This window comes from Rhodococcus sp. B10, from assembly GCF_011770055.1.
Classification (GTDB): Bacteria; Actinomycetota; Actinomycetes; order Mycobacteriales; family Mycobacteriaceae; genus Rhodococcoides; species Rhodococcoides kyotonensis_B.
In genome coordinates this window covers 43,899-61,065 of sequence record NZ_JAAFYV010000012.1, presented here as the reverse complement: position 1 = coordinate 61,065, position 17,167 = coordinate 43,899, and the positions used below count along the sequence as shown (strand labels likewise).

The 17,167-nt window shown below is 65.1% G+C and carries 15 protein-coding genes; 12 read left to right on the top strand and 3 right to left on the bottom strand.

Translation table 11 applies throughout. The features are described from left to right. Positions 1 to 2: 2 nt before the first annotated feature. From RhoFasB10_RS10280 to RhoFasB10_RS10260, 5 genes are read left to right on the top strand one after another with little or no spacing between them, the layout of a single operon-like run. Positions 3 to 869 carry a carbohydrate ABC transporter permease gene (locus RhoFasB10_RS10280; RefSeq protein ID WP_068426969.1) on the top strand — a complete coding sequence of 289 codons (867 nt, stop codon included), beginning with the start codon at positions 3 to 5 and terminating at the stop codon, positions 867 to 869. Continuing rightward, positions 870 to 1,994, top strand: coding sequence for an ABC transporter ATP-binding protein (locus RhoFasB10_RS10275; protein WP_167676293.1), 1,125 nt, complete (start codon positions 870 to 872; stop codon positions 1,992 to 1,994). Next, positions 1,995 to 3,116 carry an ABC transporter ATP-binding protein gene (locus tag RhoFasB10_RS10270; protein WP_167676291.1) on the top strand — a complete coding sequence of 374 codons (1,122 nt, stop codon included), beginning with the start codon at positions 1,995 to 1,997 and terminating at the stop codon, positions 3,114 to 3,116. It begins immediately after the preceding gene. An 8-nt stretch (positions 3,117 to 3,124) separates the two neighbouring features. After that, a complete protein-coding gene (locus RhoFasB10_RS10265) occupies positions 3,125 to 4,855 on the top strand; it encodes a dihydroxyacetone kinase family protein (RefSeq protein ID WP_167676289.1) in 1,731 nt (576 codons plus the stop codon). After that, on the top strand, positions 4,852 to 5,352 hold the full coding sequence (locus RhoFasB10_RS10260) for a ribose-5-phosphate isomerase (RefSeq protein ID WP_167676287.1): 501 nt from the start codon (positions 4,852 to 4,854) through the stop codon (positions 5,350 to 5,352). The genes RhoFasB10_RS10265 and RhoFasB10_RS10260 overlap by 4 nt, the downstream gene beginning before the upstream one ends. 1 nt (position 5,353) lies before the next feature. On the opposite strand, the gene RhoFasB10_RS10255 is transcribed toward RhoFasB10_RS10260, so the two are convergent. The 3 genes from RhoFasB10_RS10255 to RhoFasB10_RS10245 form a co-directional block, all read right to left on the bottom strand. Continuing rightward, entirely contained in the window at positions 5,354 to 6,169 is an 816-nt protein-coding gene (locus tag RhoFasB10_RS10255) for a shikimate 5-dehydrogenase (protein WP_167676285.1), read from the bottom strand. Positions 6,170 to 6,185: 16 nt separating this feature from the next. Further along, positions 6,186 to 6,854, bottom strand: a complete 669-nt coding sequence (locus tag RhoFasB10_RS10250) for an HNH endonuclease family protein (RefSeq protein ID WP_167676369.1) — start codon at positions 6,852 to 6,854, stop codon at positions 6,186 to 6,188. Between the two features lie 112 nt (positions 6,855 to 6,966). Then, positions 6,967 to 7,872 carry an NADP-dependent oxidoreductase gene (locus RhoFasB10_RS10245; protein WP_167676283.1) on the bottom strand — a complete coding sequence of 302 codons (906 nt, stop codon included), beginning with the start codon at positions 7,870 to 7,872 and terminating at the stop codon, positions 6,967 to 6,969. Between the two features lie 127 nt (positions 7,873 to 7,999). Between RhoFasB10_RS10245 and RhoFasB10_RS10240 the strand changes: the two genes are divergently transcribed. From RhoFasB10_RS10240 to RhoFasB10_RS10210, 7 genes are all read left to right on the top strand, one after another. Beyond that, positions 8,000 to 10,810 carry a DEAD/DEAH box helicase gene (locus tag RhoFasB10_RS10240; RefSeq protein ID WP_167676368.1) on the top strand — a complete coding sequence of 937 codons (2,811 nt, stop codon included), beginning with the start codon at positions 8,000 to 8,002 and terminating at the stop codon, positions 10,808 to 10,810. Further along, a complete protein-coding gene (locus RhoFasB10_RS10235) occupies positions 10,810 to 11,562 on the top strand; it encodes an SWIM zinc finger family protein (protein ID WP_068426958.1) in 753 nt (250 codons plus the stop codon). Before RhoFasB10_RS10240 ends, RhoFasB10_RS10235 begins: the two co-directional genes overlap by 1 nt. Before the next feature lie 139 nt (positions 11,563 to 11,701). Then, positions 11,702 to 13,210, top strand: coding sequence for a CoA-acylating methylmalonate-semialdehyde dehydrogenase (locus RhoFasB10_RS10230; RefSeq protein WP_068426956.1), 1,509 nt, complete (start codon positions 11,702 to 11,704; stop codon positions 13,208 to 13,210). Between the two features lie 3 nt (positions 13,211 to 13,213). After that, positions 13,214 to 14,353: an isobutyryl-CoA dehydrogenase gene (locus tag RhoFasB10_RS10225; protein ID WP_068426954.1), complete on the top strand. Its 1,140-nt coding sequence runs from the start codon at positions 13,214 to 13,216 to the stop codon at positions 14,351 to 14,353. Continuing rightward, positions 14,350 to 15,429, top strand: coding sequence for an enoyl-CoA hydratase/isomerase family protein (locus RhoFasB10_RS10220; RefSeq protein ID WP_068426951.1), 1,080 nt, complete (start codon positions 14,350 to 14,352; stop codon positions 15,427 to 15,429). The genes RhoFasB10_RS10225 and RhoFasB10_RS10220 overlap by 4 nt, the downstream gene beginning before the upstream one ends. Further along, the gene (gene mmsB / locus RhoFasB10_RS10215) at positions 15,426 to 16,334 is read left to right on the top strand and encodes a 3-hydroxyisobutyrate dehydrogenase (RefSeq protein WP_068426948.1); all 909 of its coding nucleotides are present in this window, start codon (positions 15,426 to 15,428) and stop codon (positions 16,332 to 16,334) included. Before RhoFasB10_RS10220 ends, mmsB begins: the two co-directional genes overlap by 4 nt. Further along, entirely contained in the window at positions 16,331 to 17,107 is a 777-nt protein-coding gene (locus RhoFasB10_RS10210; protein ID WP_068426944.1) for an enoyl-CoA hydratase, read from the top strand. The genes mmsB and RhoFasB10_RS10210 overlap by 4 nt, the downstream gene beginning before the upstream one ends. Positions 17,108 to 17,167 lie beyond the last annotated feature (60 nt).

Here is a 17,167-nt window from a genome sequence, read left to right as displayed (position 1 = left end):
CCATGGCCAAGGAATTGCTTCCCGGACAGCGTCGGTTCACGCCGGCGTCGGTCGCAGCGGACGTCGTGCTGCTCGTGTGGTTCGTCTTCTCGCTGTTCCCGATCGTGTGGATGGTGCTGCTCGCACTGAAGTCCGACGCCGAGCAGACCAGCACCTACTTCGCCTTCACCCCTACGTTCGAGAACTTCGCGACGGTGCTGAGTCAGCGTGGAACCGACCTGACGAGTGTCGACTTCACGTCCTCGTTGCTCACCAGCCTCATCAACTGCGGTGGCGCGGTGATCGTGTCGCTCGTCATCGGTATTCCCGCTGCCTACGCGGCGGGCCGGTGGCAGTACAAAGGCAGCAACGACCTGATGTTCCAGATGCTGTCCTTCCGCTTCGCACCCGAGCTGATGGTCATCGTGCCGCTGTTCGTCATCTACAACCAGATCGGACTCTTCGACACGAAGGTCGGCATGATCTGGGTGCTTCAACTGGTCACGATGCCGCTCGTCGTCTGGATTCTGCGTTCGTACTTCCAGGACCTGCCGGAAGATCTCGAACAGGCTGCGCTTCTCGACGGATACACCCGCACACGGGCTTTCGTGATGGTGGCGCTGCCGCTCGTGCGACCGGGGATCGCGGCCGCGGCGCTGCTGGCCTTCATCTTCGCGTGGAACAACTACGTGTTCCCGTTGATTCTGTCGGACAGCAATGCCAGCACGGTCACCGTCGCGATCACGAAGTTCCTCGGTGGCGGAGGACAGGCCTACTACAACCTCACTGCGGCGGCGGCCGTCATCGCAGCACTTCCACCGCTGATCCTGGCGCTCACGATTCAGCGTTACCTGGTTCGCGGTCTCTCCTTCGGGGCGGTGAAATCCTAGATGGCACACTTGGCGATCAAGGGACTCAGCAAGAAATACGGCAAGAAGATCGGCATCGACGGTATCGATCTCGACATCGCCGACGGCGAGTTCTTCGTCATTCTCGGGCCATCGGGTGCGGGTAAGACGACGACGCTCAAATCCATTGCCGGACTGGTCGACGTCGACGAAGGCGCCGTTCACATCGCAGGCACGGACATGACGTCCGTCGAGCCGTACCACCGCAACGTCGCGATGGCGTTCGAGAGTTACGCGTTGTATCCGCAGAAGACGGTGTCGCAGAACCTGGCGTCGCCGCTGAAGTCCGGACGGACCGGCAAGTACAGCGAGGCCGAACAGACCGCGCGGATCGCGGCCGTGACCAAGACTCTCGGTATCGACCATCTTCTGCAACGTTTTCCGCGTGAGCTGTCCAACGGCCAGCGTCAGCGTGTGGCACTCGGCCGAGTGCTGGTGCGACCCGCGGACGTGTACCTGCTCGACGAGCCTCTGTCGCACCTCGACGCGAAGCTTCGTGCGTCGATGCGCGTCGAACTGAGGCAACTCGGCGAGATGTCGAACACGACGACGGTGTACGTCACCCACGACTACCAGGAGGCACTCGCACTGGGAGATCGCATCGCGATTCTCCGCGAGGGCCGCGTCGTGCAGGTGGATACGCCCGAGAACATCTGGCGTGCACCGGCGGACACGTTCGTCGCCAAAGCGCTCGGTCAACCCGAGATCAACCTCTACGACGCGACCGTCGACGACGGCCTGTCGAGGGTGCTCGGTAGTTCGCTCGACATCCCGGTGCCGCGGAAGCTGGGACTGTCCGACGGCGACTCCGTACGCATCGGAATCCGCCCGTGCGACGTGGAGGTCCTGGAGAGGGCAGAGCCCGGGAAGTTGTCGTTCGACGGCACCGTCGTGCTGGCGGAACGACTCGGTCGCGACGTCGAGGTGTCGGTGGATCTCGGTGGTACGACGCTGATCGCATTGTCCAAGGGCGGTCGCCACATCACCGAGGGAGCCAGAGTCACCGTCTCCGTCGACGCTTCCGATATCCACCTCTTCGCCGGCGTCGACGGTCGTTCCGACTTCGAGACGAAGCGACTCGGCGCTGCAGATGCGAAGGAGCAGTAGATGACTGCCGTACAGACCAAGCCGACCGCAGTGGCACAGAGTCTCACGCTCGACACTCTGGTCAAGACGTACTCCTCGCGTGGGCGCGAGGAGTTCAAAGCGGTCAAGGGAATCGACCTGGCGATCGAGCCGGGGGAACTAGTTGCGTTGCTGGGGCCGTCGGGGTGCGGCAAGACCACCACCCTCCGGATGATCGCCGGTCTGGAAACCGTGACCAGTGGCCAGATACGCATCGGTGACCGGACGATCACCGACCTCCCTCCAGGAAAACGCGAAGTCGGTGTCGGATTCGAGAGTTACGCGCTGTATCCGCCGTTGACCATCCGCGAGAACCTTGCGTATGGGCTGAAGGCGCGCAAGGTCAAGAACGCCGACGAATTGGTGAATTCCATCGCCCGGCGACTCGAGATGGACGACCTTCTCGATCTGAGGCCCGCCGGTCTGTCGAGCGGTCAGAAGCAGCGCGTCGCATTGGCGCGGGCACTCGTGCGCAACCCACCGGTGCTGCTGCTCGACGAGCCGTTGTCGCATCTCGATGCGTCTGCGCGCCAACGTGTTCGACGCGAGCTCAAGATGCTGCAACGTGAATTCGGCTACACGACGATCGTCGTCACCCACGATCAGGTCGAGGCGTTGAGCCTCGCAGACCGGCTCGCGGTCATGGACGGCGGCGTCATCCAGCAGTTCGGGACGCCCGACGAAGTGTTCGACGACCCGGCGAACCTGTTCGTGGCAGGCTTCGTCGGCGAACCGCAGATCAACGTCGTCGATGGAATCGTCCGCTCGTCCGGTGGCGAGACGTCCGTCGAGATCGGAGGCGGGATGTTGCCCGTCGCGGCGAAGAAGGTTGCCGACGGCACCCTCGTCAAGGTCGGAATTCGGCCCCAGGACGCCGTTCTGGCCTCCGGCGCACCGAGAGCGGGGCAGATCGCCGTGTCGGTGGACTACTTCGAACACCTGATGGAGTTCGGTCAGGCGACGGTCGCCGCGACCGGCGGCGAGACGTTCGTCGTGCAGACACCTGCGCGCGAGCGGTTCCGCACCCACGACCGCTGCGCGCTCTCGGCTCCGGCCGAACGCATCTACTTGTTCGACCGCGATTCCGGTCGTCGACTCCGATAGGAACTGCCGTGACGAAGCTTTTCAACGATCCGTCCTCCTTCATGGAGGACATGCTGGACGGTTTTCTCGACGCCAACGCTCGGTACGTGGTGGGCGTGCCCGGGGGTGTCGTCCGCGCGACCGAGACACCGCAGGGAAAGGCGGCCGTCGTGGTCGGCGGCGGTTCCGGTCACTATCCCGCCTTCTGCGGCGTGGTCGGTCGCGGATTCGCCGACGGCGCTGTGGTGGGCAACATCTTCACCTCGCCGTCCGCCGACGACGCGGCGTCGGTCGCGCGGGCCGCGGACAACGGGGGAGGGGTACTGCTGACGACCGGAAACTACGCCGGTGACGTCATGAACTTCGGTCTGGCAGTGCAGAAGCTGAGGTCCGAGGGTATCGACGCGCGATATCTCGCAGTCACGGACGATATCGCGAGCGCACCGAAAGACCAGATTGCCAAGCGCCGCGGAATCGCCGGAGATTTCACGGTGTTCCGATGTGCTTCTGCAGCAGCCGATTCCGGATACGACATGAACGGCGTCGAACGTGTGGGTATCGCGGCGAACGACGCGACCCGTACGCTCGGCGTCGCCTTCGACGGCTGCACGATGCCGGGTGCCGCCGATCCGCTGTTCACGGTGGCACAGGGGACGATGGATCTCGGTCTCGGTATCCACGGCGAACCCGGGGTGTCCTCGCACGCCATGCCCACGGCGTCGGAACTCGCGGAACTCCTCGTCGACGGAGTGCTGGCGGAGAAGCCCGCGGGCAGTGGCGACCGAATCGCGGTCATCCTCAACGGACTCGGACGTACCAAGTACGAAGAATTGTTCGTCGTATGGTCCGGGGCGGCCGCACGCCTGCGGGACGCCGGGTACACGATCGTGGATCCGGAGGTGGGAGAACTCGTCACGAGCCTCGACATGGCAGGCTGCTCGCTGACCGTCATGTGGCTCGACGACGAACTCGAGCGGTTGTGGACCTCGCCCGCCGACACCCCGGCCTACCGCAAGGGAATCGTCGACGCCGACGCGGGGCAGCGGCGGTCCAGCGATGCAGTTGCTGCCGTCGACGCCGACACCCTCCCCGAGTCGGACGAATCCTCTCGCGATTGCGGCACATTTGTCGCAGCCTCGCTGAAAGCTCTCGCCGAGCGGATGGCCGACGCCGAGGACGAGCTCGGACGGATCGACGCCGTGGCCGGTGACGGCGATCATGGCCGCGGAATGGTCAAGGGCACAGCTGCGGGAAGCAAGGCGGCCGACGAGGCTGTCTCGCGTCGGGGTGGAGCCGGTTCTGTTCTGGCCGCGGCCGGATCCGCGTGGGCTGCGAAAGCCGGAGGCACATCCGGCGTCTTGTGGGGCGCCGCCCTGACCGCCATCGGAAACCGACTCGGCAACAAGGGAACTCCCGACGACCGTGCCGTCGCCGAGGCGCTCCGAGCAGGCTACGACGCGCTGACGTCGCTCGGTGGGGCGGCGCTCGGAGACAAGACGATGCTCGACGCGTTCGACCCGTTCGTGGGCGCGATCGAGAAATCGGTGGCCGGCGGAAACGAGTGGCGAACCGCATGGACCGATGCAGTTGTCGTGGCGCGAACGGCAGCCGACGACACGGCCGAACTACGCCCGAGGGTAGGACGGGCACGCCCGCTCGCCGAGAAAAGCGTCGGTACACCCGACGCGGGCGCGATCTCACTGGCGATGTGTGTAGCCACCGTCGCCGAACTCTTCACGACACGAGGACTCCGATCATGAACAAACTCCGCATCGTCGTCGGCTGTGACGACGCAGGTCTCCAGTACAAGCAGGCACTGCTGGCCGATCTTCGGAACGACGAGAGAGTCGAATCGGTCGCCGATGTAGGCGTCGGCGACGACGAGCACACGGCGTACCCCCATGTCGCGGTCACGGCAGCCCGCATGATCGCCGACGGTACTGCCGACCGTGCGCTGCTCGTCTGTGGTACCGGCCTCGGAGTTGCGATCAGCGCCAACAAGGTACCCGGTGTTCGGGCTGTGACGGCCCACGACAGTTTCTCGGTCGAACGCGCGGTGCTCAGCAACGACGCCCAGGTGTTGTGCATGGGACAGCGCGTGATCGGTATCGAGCTCGCTCGACGTCTGGCCAAGGAATGGCTCGGCTACACGTTCGACCCGGCGTCGGCGTCCGCGGCGAAGGTCGCGGCGATCGGCGAGTACGAGTCCGGCGCACTCGCGACCGCCGAGGACGAGGCCAAGGCGGTCTGCGACTGAGCTAGCGTCGCGAGAATTCCGACGCCCGTCGCACCTGCTCGTCGGTCGGCCGGACCCCGGTGTACAGGTGGAATTGCTCGGCCGCCTGCAGCGCGATGACCTCGGCGCCGGTGACGACGGGTTTGCCGGCCGCACGAGCCGCGACGATCAACGGTGTCTCCGACGGCATGGCGACGACGTCGAACACGGCCTGCGCGGCGGAGATTCGATCGTCCGAGAACGGGGATGCGTCGGCGTCGGGGCCGCCGTCCATGCCGATGGGGGTGACGTTGACGAGGAGGTCTGCGTCGACGGTGTCCTGGGAATAGGCGTATCCGTACGCGTCGGCCAAGGCTCGTCCGGTGTCGGTGTTGCGGGCGACGACGGTTCCGTCGGTGAAGCCCGAATCACGAAGTGCGGCAACGACGGCCTTGGCCATTCCTCCGCTTCCGGTGACGGCGACGGACCAGTCGGTCGCGAACCCGGACGACGCGAGCAGATTCGCGACGGCCTGATAGTCGGTGTTGTAGGCGTGCAGTACGCCGTTCTCGTTGACGATGGTGTTGACCGAGTCGATGGCGCTCGCCGAATCGTGCATCACGTCGACGAGTGCGATGACGTCCTCCTTGAACGGCATCGACACGGCGCACCCGCGGATGCCCAGTGCGCGAACTCCACCGATCGCGGCGGAAAGATCGGTCGTCGTGAATGCCTTGTAGACGAAGTTCAGGTCGAGTTCGTCGTACAGGTAGTTGTGGAATCGCGTACCGATGTTGCTCGGTCGTCCCGACAACGACATGCAGAACTGAGTTTCACGGTTGAGGAAGCTGCGCGACATCGTCAGTACTTTACGCTCAGCACTTCTCGGAGATCGACGCCAATGCTCGCTGGTCGGCCTGGGTGATCGACAGCCCGTACTGGGCCGCGACGGACAGGTATTTGCCTGCATAGAAGCAGTGGTACGCCGCATTCGGCGGAAGCCACTGTGCCGGAGTGCTATCGCTCTTCGACTGGTTGTCGGTACCGCCGACCGCCAACAGATTGAAGTCGATGTCGTTGGCGAACTGGACGCGCTTCTCGGGCAGCCATCCGTTGGCTCCCATGTCCCACGCCGCGGACAACGGGTAGACGTGGTCGATCTGGACCTTGCTCGCGTCGGACTTGCTGAACTTCATGACGGTGCCCGAATAGGGATCGGCGAGAGTGCCTTCGAGCACGACGCAGTTACGCGTGCCCGGCTTGAACACGAGGTCGGTCATGTCCTTGGCGAGAACGTTGTCTCGGGTACCGCAGCCGTCGTGACCGCCGGGGCCGTCGTAGTCGTCGGTCCATGCAGGCCCGAACACGCACCCCTGACCGCTCTTGCATCCTCGCTCGTAGCCGACCGCGTCGGGGCGTGCCGCGACGACGTGCACTCGACCGAGAAGCTCGTCTATCTGTGCGCGCGTGGGGCTTCCGGGCGCAGGAGGGGGCGCGGAAAAACCGGGGATGTTCGACGTGTCGCACGACCCGAACGCCGACATCGCCAACGTGACGACCACCAACAGCAGCGCAATACGCAGCTTCTTCACACACACCCAATCGTCGGCGATTTCGAACCTTCGGCAAGAAGTGTGCCGTACGGGTCCGACACGGTCAGCTCACCTCGACGACGACCTTGCCCGTCGCGTGTCCGCTCTCGACGGCTGCCAGTGCCTCGCCTGCACGCTCGAGCGGGAACGTCGATTCGATGTGCGGCCGAAGAACTCCCGACGCGACCAGTTCGGCGAGCCGGGTGAATGCCGCGGCGCTGCGATCGCGTGCGACTCCCGATCCTCCGAGTGACGCGGCGAGCACCGGATCGGCGACGCTGATGATCGGTGCGCCGGGCGTGGTGTGCGCTGCGGCGGCGCGCAGGGTATCTCCTCCGACCAGGTCGAAGATTCCGTCGACGGCACGGTCGAGCGAGTCCGTGAAGTTCTCGCCGGATTCCACGAACGTCGCACCGAGGCTGTTCACCCAGTCCTTCTTGCGCGCACTGGCGACGCCGATGGTCGAGATGCCGTCGGCGCGTGCCAGTTGCAGCGCCGCCGAGCCGACGCCACCGCCCGCACCCAGAACGAGCAGCGTGTCCTTCTTGTGCAGGGCGAGTTGGTCCAACGCGTCGTACGCGGTACCTGCCGCGACCGGCAACGTGGCGGCGACGGCGAACGACACGGATTCGGGCTTGGCGGCCGCGTTCGCGGCGTTGAGCACGGTGTACTGCGCGTATCCGCCGTGTCCAGCTGCGGTCGACCCGAACACCTCGTCGCCGACCGAGAAGCCGTCGGTGTGGGTGCCGACCTGAACGACCGTTCCTGCTACCTCGCGGCCGAGGACCGCGGGCAACTGCGTCTGCACGGTGTCCTTGCGATTGCCGGATCTGACTTTCCAATCGGCGGGATTGACGCCCGCGGCGTGGACCGCGATCAGGAGCTGACCCTGTCCAGGATCCGGGATCGGAATGTCGAGAAAATACTCGGTTTCGGGCCCGCCGTACTCGCTGAATCCATACGCGATCATGCATCCACTGTGCCAAAAGCAAGCAAAGGATGGGCATGGTGTTCCACTTTCGCGTGTCTCGGAGCGGGAATCCGCACCCCGCGGGTCACCACTGGAACACCATGCCCAACCTGATTGGATGGACACCATGCTGCACGGTCTCTGGTCCACGGAAGAGGGCCTGATGCTGTGGAACGACGAGCTCTCCACCGGACACGAGCCCGAACTTCCCGCTGCACATGCACGCGCGCTGACCAGGACTTTTCGCGCTCGTGCAACCGTCGCGTTCCCGTCGGCTTCCGGTCGGGCCGACACAGCGCAGATCCCGGCCATCGCTCTTGCTCCCATGAATGCCGCGGAATTGCTGCTGCGCACTCCGTCGTCGCACTCCGGAATCTCCGGGGACCTGCGCTACCTCGGTCACGTCGCCCGCGGAATCGAAGCGTGGGCGAAGGCCGGGCGCGTCGTCCCCACACTGACGCGCGCCGACGGCCAGTGGTGGCCACGATGGACGCTCGTCGGTGGGGAGCGTCAGCGCGCCTGGCTCAGCGAACTCGCTGTCGCGATGCCGCCCGCGCTGCGTGCCACGGGTCGACCGAGGCAGCTGCTCGGCAGCATTGTCGACGAGCTCACCGACCCGATCGTGAGATCGATTCTCGGCAAACCGAATACGGAACATCCGATGTGGCAGGCGCTCGTCGACGACGAGCCCTACCTCGAGGGCGTTCAACAGACTGCGACGCTGCTGGACACCTGGCGAGCCAGCCTGACCGTCGACGAGCCGTCGCTCGTGCTGCGGCTGCTCGAGCCCGACGACGACGAGGACACCGAGGACACCGAGGACGAGCTTCTCTGGACTCTCCAGGTGTGCCTGCGTGTCGGCGACGACGCGCCCATGCCCGTTCCGATGAACCGACGCGTCGACGCGTCGCTGCTCAGCACGGCCGTCCGCAAGGTGGGTGAGGCCGTCGCCGCGTATCCGCGCCTGCGGGATCTGCCGAACGCCCCGAACTCGCTCGACCTGTTGCTGCCGACGTCGGTCGTCATCGACCTGGTCGAGCACGGTGCGACCGCGCTGCAGTCCGCGGGCGTCGCCGTGCTGCTGCCGCGCGCGTGGACACGTCTCGATCCGTCGATGCGGTTGCGCGTCGACGTACCCGTCAGCAAGGCCGCGGACAATCGGGCCGTCGGGATGGACGAACTCGTGTCGTACGACTGGCAGCTGCAGCTCGGCGACATGGTTCTGACCGAGGCCGAGATGAATCGGCTCGCCGTGGCCAAGGGAGATCTCGTTCGTCTCCGGGGCACCTGGGTCATGGCCGATGGAAGCCAGCTCGCGCGGGCCGCGAGGTACGTGGCCGAACACCATGGCGACGGCACCCCGTTCGGCAAATTGGTGCGAGAGATGACGATCGCGGAACCGCCGCCGGTGCCCGTCGGGGAGGTGCAGGCGTCGGGTTGGGCGGCGACGCTGCTCGAACCCGGCGCGTCCCCGGAGCAGATTCCGACGCCCGAGACCGTCGACGCCGTGCTGCGGCCGTACCAGGAGCGGGGCCTGTCCTGGCTTGCGTTCATGAGTCGTCTCGGCCTCGGTGCCGTGCTCGCCGACGACATGGGCCTCGGTAAGACACTGCAGGTCCTGGCCCTTCTCGCGCACGAGAGCAGCCCGTCGCCGACGCTTCTCGTCGCGCCGATGTCCGTGGTCGGAAACTGGCAACGGGAGGCGGCGAAGTTCACCCCGCACCTGCGTGTGATGGTCCACCACGGGCCGACGCGGCTGCGGGCCGACGACTTCGACAAGGCCGTCGGCGAGCACGATCTCGTCGTCACCACGTATGCGCTGATGGCGAAGGACCGTGAGCGGCTCGCAGCGCAGACCTGGCGCCGGATGGTGCTCGACGAAGCCCAGCACATCAAGAACTCGACCACGTCCCAGGCCAGGGCCGCCCGGGCGATTCCCGCCGAACACAAGCTCGCGCTGACGGGCACACCCGTCGAGAACCGACTGGACGAGCTGCGATCCATCCTCGATTTCGCCAACCCGGGGATGCTGGGAAAGCCGTCGGATTTCCGGAACCGCTTCTCGGTGCCGATCGAGCGGGAGGGCGACGAGGGTGCGGTGACGCGGCTGCGGGCGATCACGTCGCCGTTCATCCTGCGACGCGTCAAGACCGATCCGGCGGTGATCTCGGATCTGCCGGAGAAGAACGAGATGACGGTGCGGTCGAATCTCACGGCCGAGCAGGCGGCGTTGTACAAGGCAGTCGTCGACGAGATGATGGCGCAGATCGCCGACAAGAAGGGCATGAAACGCAAAGCCGCGGTGCTGGCGGCAATCACGCGACTCAAGCAGGTGTGCAATCACCCCGCGCATTTTCTGTCCGACGGGTCGCCGGTGCTGCGGCGCGGGCAGCATCGTTCGGGGAAAGTCGGACTGATCGAAGACATTCTCGACGCGGTGCTCGGCGACAACGAGAAAGCGTTGCTTTTTACGCAGTTTCGCGAGTTCGGTGACATCGTCGCCCCGTACCTCGCCGAACGGTTCGGTACCGAGGTTCCGTTCCTGCACGGGGCGGTGACCAAGTCGAAGCGTGACCGCATGGTCGAGAACTTCCAGCGCGACGACGGTCCGCCGATCATGATCCTGTCGCTGAAAGCCGGTGGTACGGGCCTGAACCTGACGAAGGCCAACCACGTCGTGCACATGGATCGATGGTGGAACCCGGCGGTGGAGAACCAGGCGACCGACCGTGCCTTCCGTATCGGTCAGCGCAAGAACGTGCAGGTCCACAAGTTGTTGTGCGTCGGCACGATCGAGGAGCGCATCGTCGGAATGCTCACGTCCAAGCAGGAATTGGCCGACATGACCGTCGGCACGGGGGAGAACTGGGTCACCGAGATGGACACCGGTGAGCTGCGCGAGCTGTTCCGGCTGGGTGACGACGCGGTGGGTGAGTGATGGCCGACTTCAGTCAGTACGGGAAACGTCGACAAGCCAAGGGCGGCATCGAAGCTCGCAACAAGCGAGGAGCATTCGGGCAGACGTGGTGGGGCCGTCATTTCGTGACGGCGATGGAAGAACTCGCCGACCCGGGGCGCATCGCGCGCGGCCGAACGTACGCGCGTGGGGGACAGGTGCTGAACCTCGGCGTCGAGCGCGGGCAGATCTACGGCGAGGTGCAGGGCAGTCAGCTCGAGCCGTTCTCGGCGTCGGTGATGGTCGATCCACTGTCCTCGGGGCAGATCGACGCGCTGGTGGATCGAGTGTCGTCGAATCCGGGGATGCTCGCGGAACTCGCATCCAACGCGATACCGCAGGCGTTGGCGTCGACGTTGCTGCCGCACGACAAGGGGCAACTCGACTTCGACTGCACCTGCCCCGACGACGGGTGGCCGTGCAAGCACGCGGCCGCGCTGATGTACATCGCGGCCGAGCACATCGACGCGTCCGCGACGACGATCCTGACGCTGCGCGGGGTGGATCTCGACCAGTTGATCGAGGGAGTCGGTGAGGCGGAGGTCGAGGTCGGGACGGACGACTGGTTCGGCGACGAGATGGAGTTCCCGGCGCTGCCGAAACCCGACTTCGCACCCGCCGTGGACGACCTCGACATGATGGTGCTCAGGCGGGCCCTGCGGTCGACGGGATCGGACGAGCACGAGGTCACGCGGGGTGTCGAGGATCTGAGGGCGTTCTATCGACGGCTGTAGGGGGCTTCGCCCCACGTGCGCGCGAATGTATAGCCCGCTATACATTCGCGCGCACGTAGCGAGACCCCTCGACATACATGGAAGTCCGACTATAGGATGAGCACACTTCACCTTCTCGTACCTGTTAGGACGGATTTCAATGGCTCGCGAACTCACGCATTTCATCGGCGGCAAGCATGTCCCCGGAGAGTCGGGCAACTTCGGCGACGTCTACGACCCCAACACCGGTGAGGTTCAGGCCAGGGTGCCTCTCGCCAGTGATGCCGAGGTCGAGGCCGTCATCGCCGACGCCGAGCAGGCGCAGGTCGAGTGGGCGCGCTGGAACCCGCAGCGCCGTGCCCGCGTGTTGATGAAGTTCCTGCAGCTGATCAACCGCGACATGGACGAGCTGGCACGTTTGCTGTCGTCCGAGCACGGCAAGACCATCGCCGACGCCAAGGGCGACATCCAGCGTGGCCTCGAGGTCGTCGAGTTCGCGACCGGTATCCCGCACCTGCTCAAGGGCGAGTTCACCGAGGGCGCGGGCGGCGGCATCGACGTCTACTCGATGCGTCAGCCTCTCGGCGTCGTCGCGGGTATCACCCCGTTCAACTTTCCGGCGATGATCCCGCTGTGGAAGGCAGGCCCGGCCATCGCCTGCGGTAACGCGTTCATCCTCAAGCCGTCCGAGCGTGACCCGTCCGTGCCCCTGAAGCTGGCCGAGCTGTTCCTCGAGGCAGGTCTGCCCCCGGGCATCTTCAATGTCGTCAACGGCGGCAAGAACGCCGTCGACGTGCTGCTGAACGACGACCGTGTCAAGGCCATCGGCTTCGTCGGCTCGACGCCGATCGCGCAGTACATCTACGAGGAAGCCGCCAAGAACGGCAAGCGCGCCCAGTGCTTCGGCGGTGCGAAGAACCACGCTCTCGTCATGCCCGACGCCGACATGGACCAGGTCGCCGACGCTCTGCTGGGGGCTGCGTACGGCTCGGCGGGCGAGCGGTGCATGGCCATCTCCGTCGCAGTGCCCGTCGGCGAGGAGACCGCTGATGCGCTCGTCGCCAAGCTGAAGGAACGCGTCGCGACGCTGAAGATCGGTCGCAGCGACGACGAGGACGCCGATTTCGGTCCGCTCGTCGGAGCCGACGCGTTGAAGCGAGTCAACGACTACACGCAGATCGGTATCGACGAGGGCGCCGAGCTCGTCGTCGACGGCCGCGACTTCCGTCTCGAAGGCCACGAGAACGGATTCTTCGCCGGTGCAACGCTGTTCGACAAGGTCACCACGGACATGCGCATCTACAAGGAAGAGATCTTCGGCCCTGTCCTGATCGTGGTGCGCGCCAAGGACTACGAGGACGCGCTGCGTCTGCCGACCGAGCACGAGTACGGCAACGGTGTCTCGATCTTCACCCGCGACGGTGACACCGCCCGCGACTTCACGACGCGTGTGCAGGTGGGCATGGTCGGCGTCAACGTTCCGATCCCGGTGCCGATCGCGTACCACACCTTCGGTGGCTGGAAGCGTTCCGGCTTCGGCGATCTCAACCAGCACGGCCCCGACTCGGTGCGCTTCTACACCAAGACCAAGACCGTCACGCAGCGGTGGCCGTCCGGCACCAAGGAGGCAGCTGCCTCGAACCACTTCGTCATCCCCAACATGGACTGATCCATGTTCACATTGACCGAGGACGAGAAGGCCATCAACTCCACGGCGAGGGATTTCGCCGACGAGTTCCTGGCGCCGAATGCCGTCGAGTGGGATCAGAACAAGCACTTTCCGGTGGACGTGTTGCGTAAGGCAGCGGGTCTGGGAATGGGCGGAATCTACGTCGACGAGGAAGTCGGCGGGTCGGGTCTGACACGTGTGGACGCGGCCAGGATCTTCGAGCAGTTGGCGACGGGTGATCCGTCGCTGGCGGCGTACATCTCGATCCACAACATGGTGACGTGGATGATCGACACCTACGGCACCGACGAGCAACGTCGTCAGTGGGTGCCGGGGTTGTGCTCGATGGACGAGCTCGGCAGCTACTGCCTCACCGAGCCGGGGGCGGGCTCCGACGCATCGGCCCTGTCCACCAAGGCTGTTCGCGACGGCGACGACTACGTCCTCAACGGGGTCAAGCAATTCATCTCCGGTGCGGGAACGTCGGATGTCTATGTCGTGATGGTGCGTACCGGGGATGCGGGTCCGAAGGGGATCTCGGCGATCATCGTGCCGAAGGATTCGGCGGGCCTGTCGTTCGGTGCGAACGAGAAGAAGATGGGCTGGAACGCGCAGCCGACGCGTCAGGTCATCTTCGAGGACGTCCGAGTGCCTGCGGCGAATTTGCTCGGCGGTGAGGGCGAGGGCTTCCGCATCGCGATGAACGGCCTCAACGGCGGCCGTCTCAACATCGCGGCGTGTTCGATCGGTGGCGCGCAGAGCGCGCTGGAGAAGGCTGTCGCGTATCTGTTGGACCGTAAGGCGTTCGGTAGCAGACTGCTCGATCAGCAGGCCTTGCAGTTCCGGTTGGCGGACATGAAGACCGAGCTCGAAGCAGCACGCACCATGCTGTGGCGTGCTGCGGATGCTCTGCAGAACAACGCGCCGGACAAGGTCGAACTGTGCGCGATGGCAAAGCGATTCGCCACCGACACAGGCTTCGAGGTCGCCAACGATGCGCTGCAACTGCTCGGTGGCTACGGGTATCTTGCCGAGTACGGTGTCGAGAAGATCGTCCGCGATCTCCGCGTGCACCAGATCCTCGAAGGAACCAACGAGATCATGCGAGTCGTCGTGGCTCGCTCGATAGTAGGAGCAGCATGACAGCAGTAGAGCCGGCGGAACGACCAGGGGGCACAGAGCCCGAAGTTCTGTTCGACGTCCGCGGCGGCGTCGGCCGGATCACGCTGAACCGACCGAAAGCCATCAACGCGCTCAATCATGCGATGGTGCAACAGATTGCGCCGAAGCTCGACGAGTGGGCATCGAACGACGAGGTCGAACTGGTGCTCCTCGTCGGCGCCGGCGAGCGTGGGCTGTGCGCGGGCGGCGACATCGTGTCGATCTATCACGACGCCAAGGACGGCGGTAGCGGGTCCAAGGACTTCTGGCGCGACGAGTACGTCCTCAACGCGGCGATCGCGCGCTTCGACAAGCCTTACGTCGCCATCATGGACGGCGTTGTCATGGGTGGAGGCGTCGGATTGTCGGCGCACGGCAACACCCGCATCGTCACCGAACGCTCGAAGATCGCGATGCCCGAGGTCGGGATCGGCTTCGTTCCCGACGTCGGTGGCACGTACCTGCTCTCGCGTGCCCCCGGCGAGCTCGGAACACATCTCGGTCTGACGACCGCTCGCATGGATGCAGGCGACGCCATCGCCGCCGGCTTCGCCGATCACTACATGCCGTCGGAGAACCTCGAGAAGTTCTACGACGCGCTCGAGACCGGCTCGTTGTCGGCGGCGCTCGAGGAGTTCACCGACGAGGCTCCGGCGTCGTCGCTCGCCGCGTCGCGCGAATGGATCGACCGCTACTACGGTGCGGACATCGTCGAAGCGATCGTGGAAGGGCTGCGCGGCAGTGGAATTCCCGACGCGGAGAAGGCGGCGTCGGACATCGAGTCGAAGTCGCCGGTGTCTTTGAAAGTGACGCTGAAGTCGCTGCGGCGTGCGGCCGCGGCGTCGTCGCTCGAAGAGGTACTGAACGACGAGTACCGCGTGTCTCTCGCATCGCTCGAGTCGCACGATCTCGTCGAAGGCATCCGTGCGCAGGTGGTCGAGAAGGACAGAAATCCGAAGTGGTCGCCTGCAACACTCGCAGACGTGACCGACGCCGACGTCGATCGGTACTTCGCGCCGTTGGGTGACACCGAACTAGGTCTGGAGAAGAACGCATGAGTGGGAAGACGATCGGCTTCGTCGGCCTCGGCCACATGGGTGGCCCGATGGCAGCGAATCTCGTCGAGGCCGGATATACGGTCCAGGGCTTCGATCTCGTCGAAGCTGCTTTGACGCAGGCGAAGTCGGACGGGGTGACCGTCGTCGATTCGGCTGTCGCGGCCGTGCAGGGTGCGGACATCGTCATCACGATGCTTCCGAACGGGCGTCTCGTCCTCGGTCTCTACGAGGAACTGCTGCCTGCTGCGACACCTGGGACGCTGTTCATCGACAGCTCCACCATCGACGTCGCCGACGCCCATGCCGCACACAAGCTGATCGAGGCAGCGGGCCACCGCGGTCTCGACGCGCCCGTGTCGGGTGGCGTCGGTGGTGCCGCGGCGGGAACGCTGACGTTCATGGTCGGCGGTTCCGAGGAGGACTTCGCGTCCGCTGCAGAGGTTCTCGACGTCATGGGACGCAAGGTCGTGCACTGCGGTCAGGCGGGCAACGGCCAGGCCGCGAAGATCTGCAACAACATGATTCTCGGTGTCTCCATGATCGCGATCAGCGAGGCGTTCGTACTCGGCGAGAAGTTGGGCCTCAGCAACCAGGCGCTGTACGACGTGTCGTCGACGGCGTCGGGTCAATGCTGGGCGTTGACCACCAACTGTCCTGTCCCTGGCCCGGTTCCGACGAGCCCCGCCAACAACGACTACAAGCCGGGCTTCGCGGCCGCGTTGATGGACAAGGATCTCGGTCTGGCGGCGAACGCGTTGCGCGCCAACGGCGTCGAGGGAGTTCTCGGCCTGCAGGCGGCGGAGATCTACTCCAAGTTCAAGGAAACCTCCGGCGGCGGAACCGATGTCGACTTCTCCGGCATCATCAACGACATCCGCGAGCGTTCGACGGGGGCGGCCGAATGACCGACTTCGAGACGATCCTGCTCGAGCGTCGCGGCCGCGTCGGCATCATCACGCTGAATCGGCCGAAGGCCCTGAACGCGTTGAACTCCCAGCTGATGCGTGAAGTCGTCGGAGCCGTCGAGGATCTCGACGCCGACGAAGGCATCGGTGCCATCCTGATCACGGGTTCGGAGAAGGCGTTCGCGGCAGGCGCCGATATCAAGGAGATGCAGCCGAAGTCGTACATGGACGTGTACCAGGACGACTTCTTCAGTGCTTGGGATCGACTCAGCGCCGCACGCACTCCCATCGTTGCCGCTGTGTCGGGCTACGCGCTCGGTGGCGGGTGCGAACTTGCCATGATGTGCGACGTGCTGATCGCGTCGGATACCGCAGTGTTCGGTCAGCCCGAGATCAAGCTCGGTGTCATTCCGGGAATCGGTGGATCGCAACGCCTTACGCGTGCCGTCGGCAAGGCCAAGGCGATGGAGATGGTCTTGACCGGCCGCAACATGAAGGTCGACGAGGCCGAGCGCGCCGGTCTCGTGTCTCGCATCGTGCCCGCTGCGGAACTGCTCGACGACGCACTCGAGACTGCGACGACGATCGCCGAGATGTCGCTACCGGTCGCGATGATGGCGAAGGATGCGGTCAACCGGTCCTTCGAATCGACTCTCGCAGAGGGTGTTCGGTTCGAGCGTCGTCTGTTCCATTCGACGTTCGCCACCGACGATCAGAAGGAAGGCATGACCGCGTTCATCGAGAAGCGGCAGGCGAAGTTCACCCACCGCTGAGCCACGACTAAGGGGCTGCTCTCGCGCGTTCACGCGAGCGCAGCCCCTTCGTCATGAGCG

What these genes read in the sequence shown, in the direction of transcription:
- mmsB (WP_068426948.1), top strand. Translation starts at nt 15,426, where the DNA reads ATGAGTGGGAAGACGATCGGCTTCGTCGGCCTCGGCCACATGGGTGGC.
- RhoFasB10_RS10245 (WP_167676283.1), bottom strand. Translation starts at nt 7,872, where the DNA reads ATGATCGCGTATGGATTCAGCGAGTACGGCGGGCCCGAAACCGAGTAT.
- RhoFasB10_RS10210 (WP_068426944.1), top strand. Translation starts at nt 16,331, where the DNA reads ATGACCGACTTCGAGACGATCCTGCTCGAGCGTCGCGGCCGCGTCGGC.
- RhoFasB10_RS10260 (WP_167676287.1), top strand. Translation starts at nt 4,852, where the DNA reads ATGAACAAACTCCGCATCGTCGTCGGCTGTGACGACGCAGGTCTCCAG.
- RhoFasB10_RS10250 (WP_167676369.1), bottom strand. Translation starts at nt 6,854, where the DNA reads ATGTCGGCGTTCGGGTCGTGCGACACGTCGAACATCCCCGGTTTTTCC.
- RhoFasB10_RS10275 (WP_167676293.1), top strand. Translation starts at nt 870, where the DNA reads ATGGCACACTTGGCGATCAAGGGACTCAGCAAGAAATACGGCAAGAAG.
- RhoFasB10_RS10240 (WP_167676368.1), top strand. Translation starts at nt 8,000, where the DNA reads ATGCTGCACGGTCTCTGGTCCACGGAAGAGGGCCTGATGCTGTGGAAC.
- RhoFasB10_RS10255 (WP_167676285.1), bottom strand. Translation starts at nt 6,169, where the DNA reads ATGTCGCGCAGCTTCCTCAACCGTGAAACTCAGTTCTGCATGTCGTTG.
- RhoFasB10_RS10220 (WP_068426951.1), top strand. Translation starts at nt 14,350, where the DNA reads ATGACAGCAGTAGAGCCGGCGGAACGACCAGGGGGCACAGAGCCCGAA.
- RhoFasB10_RS10230 (WP_068426956.1), top strand. Translation starts at nt 11,702, where the DNA reads ATGGCTCGCGAACTCACGCATTTCATCGGCGGCAAGCATGTCCCCGGA.
- RhoFasB10_RS10280 (WP_068426969.1), top strand. Translation starts at nt 3, where the DNA reads ATGGCCAAGGAATTGCTTCCCGGACAGCGTCGGTTCACGCCGGCGTCG.
- RhoFasB10_RS10225 (WP_068426954.1), top strand. Translation starts at nt 13,214, where the DNA reads ATGTTCACATTGACCGAGGACGAGAAGGCCATCAACTCCACGGCGAGG.
- RhoFasB10_RS10270 (WP_167676291.1), top strand. Translation starts at nt 1,995, where the DNA reads ATGACTGCCGTACAGACCAAGCCGACCGCAGTGGCACAGAGTCTCACG.
- RhoFasB10_RS10235 (WP_068426958.1), top strand. Translation starts at nt 10,810, where the DNA reads ATGGCCGACTTCAGTCAGTACGGGAAACGTCGACAAGCCAAGGGCGGC.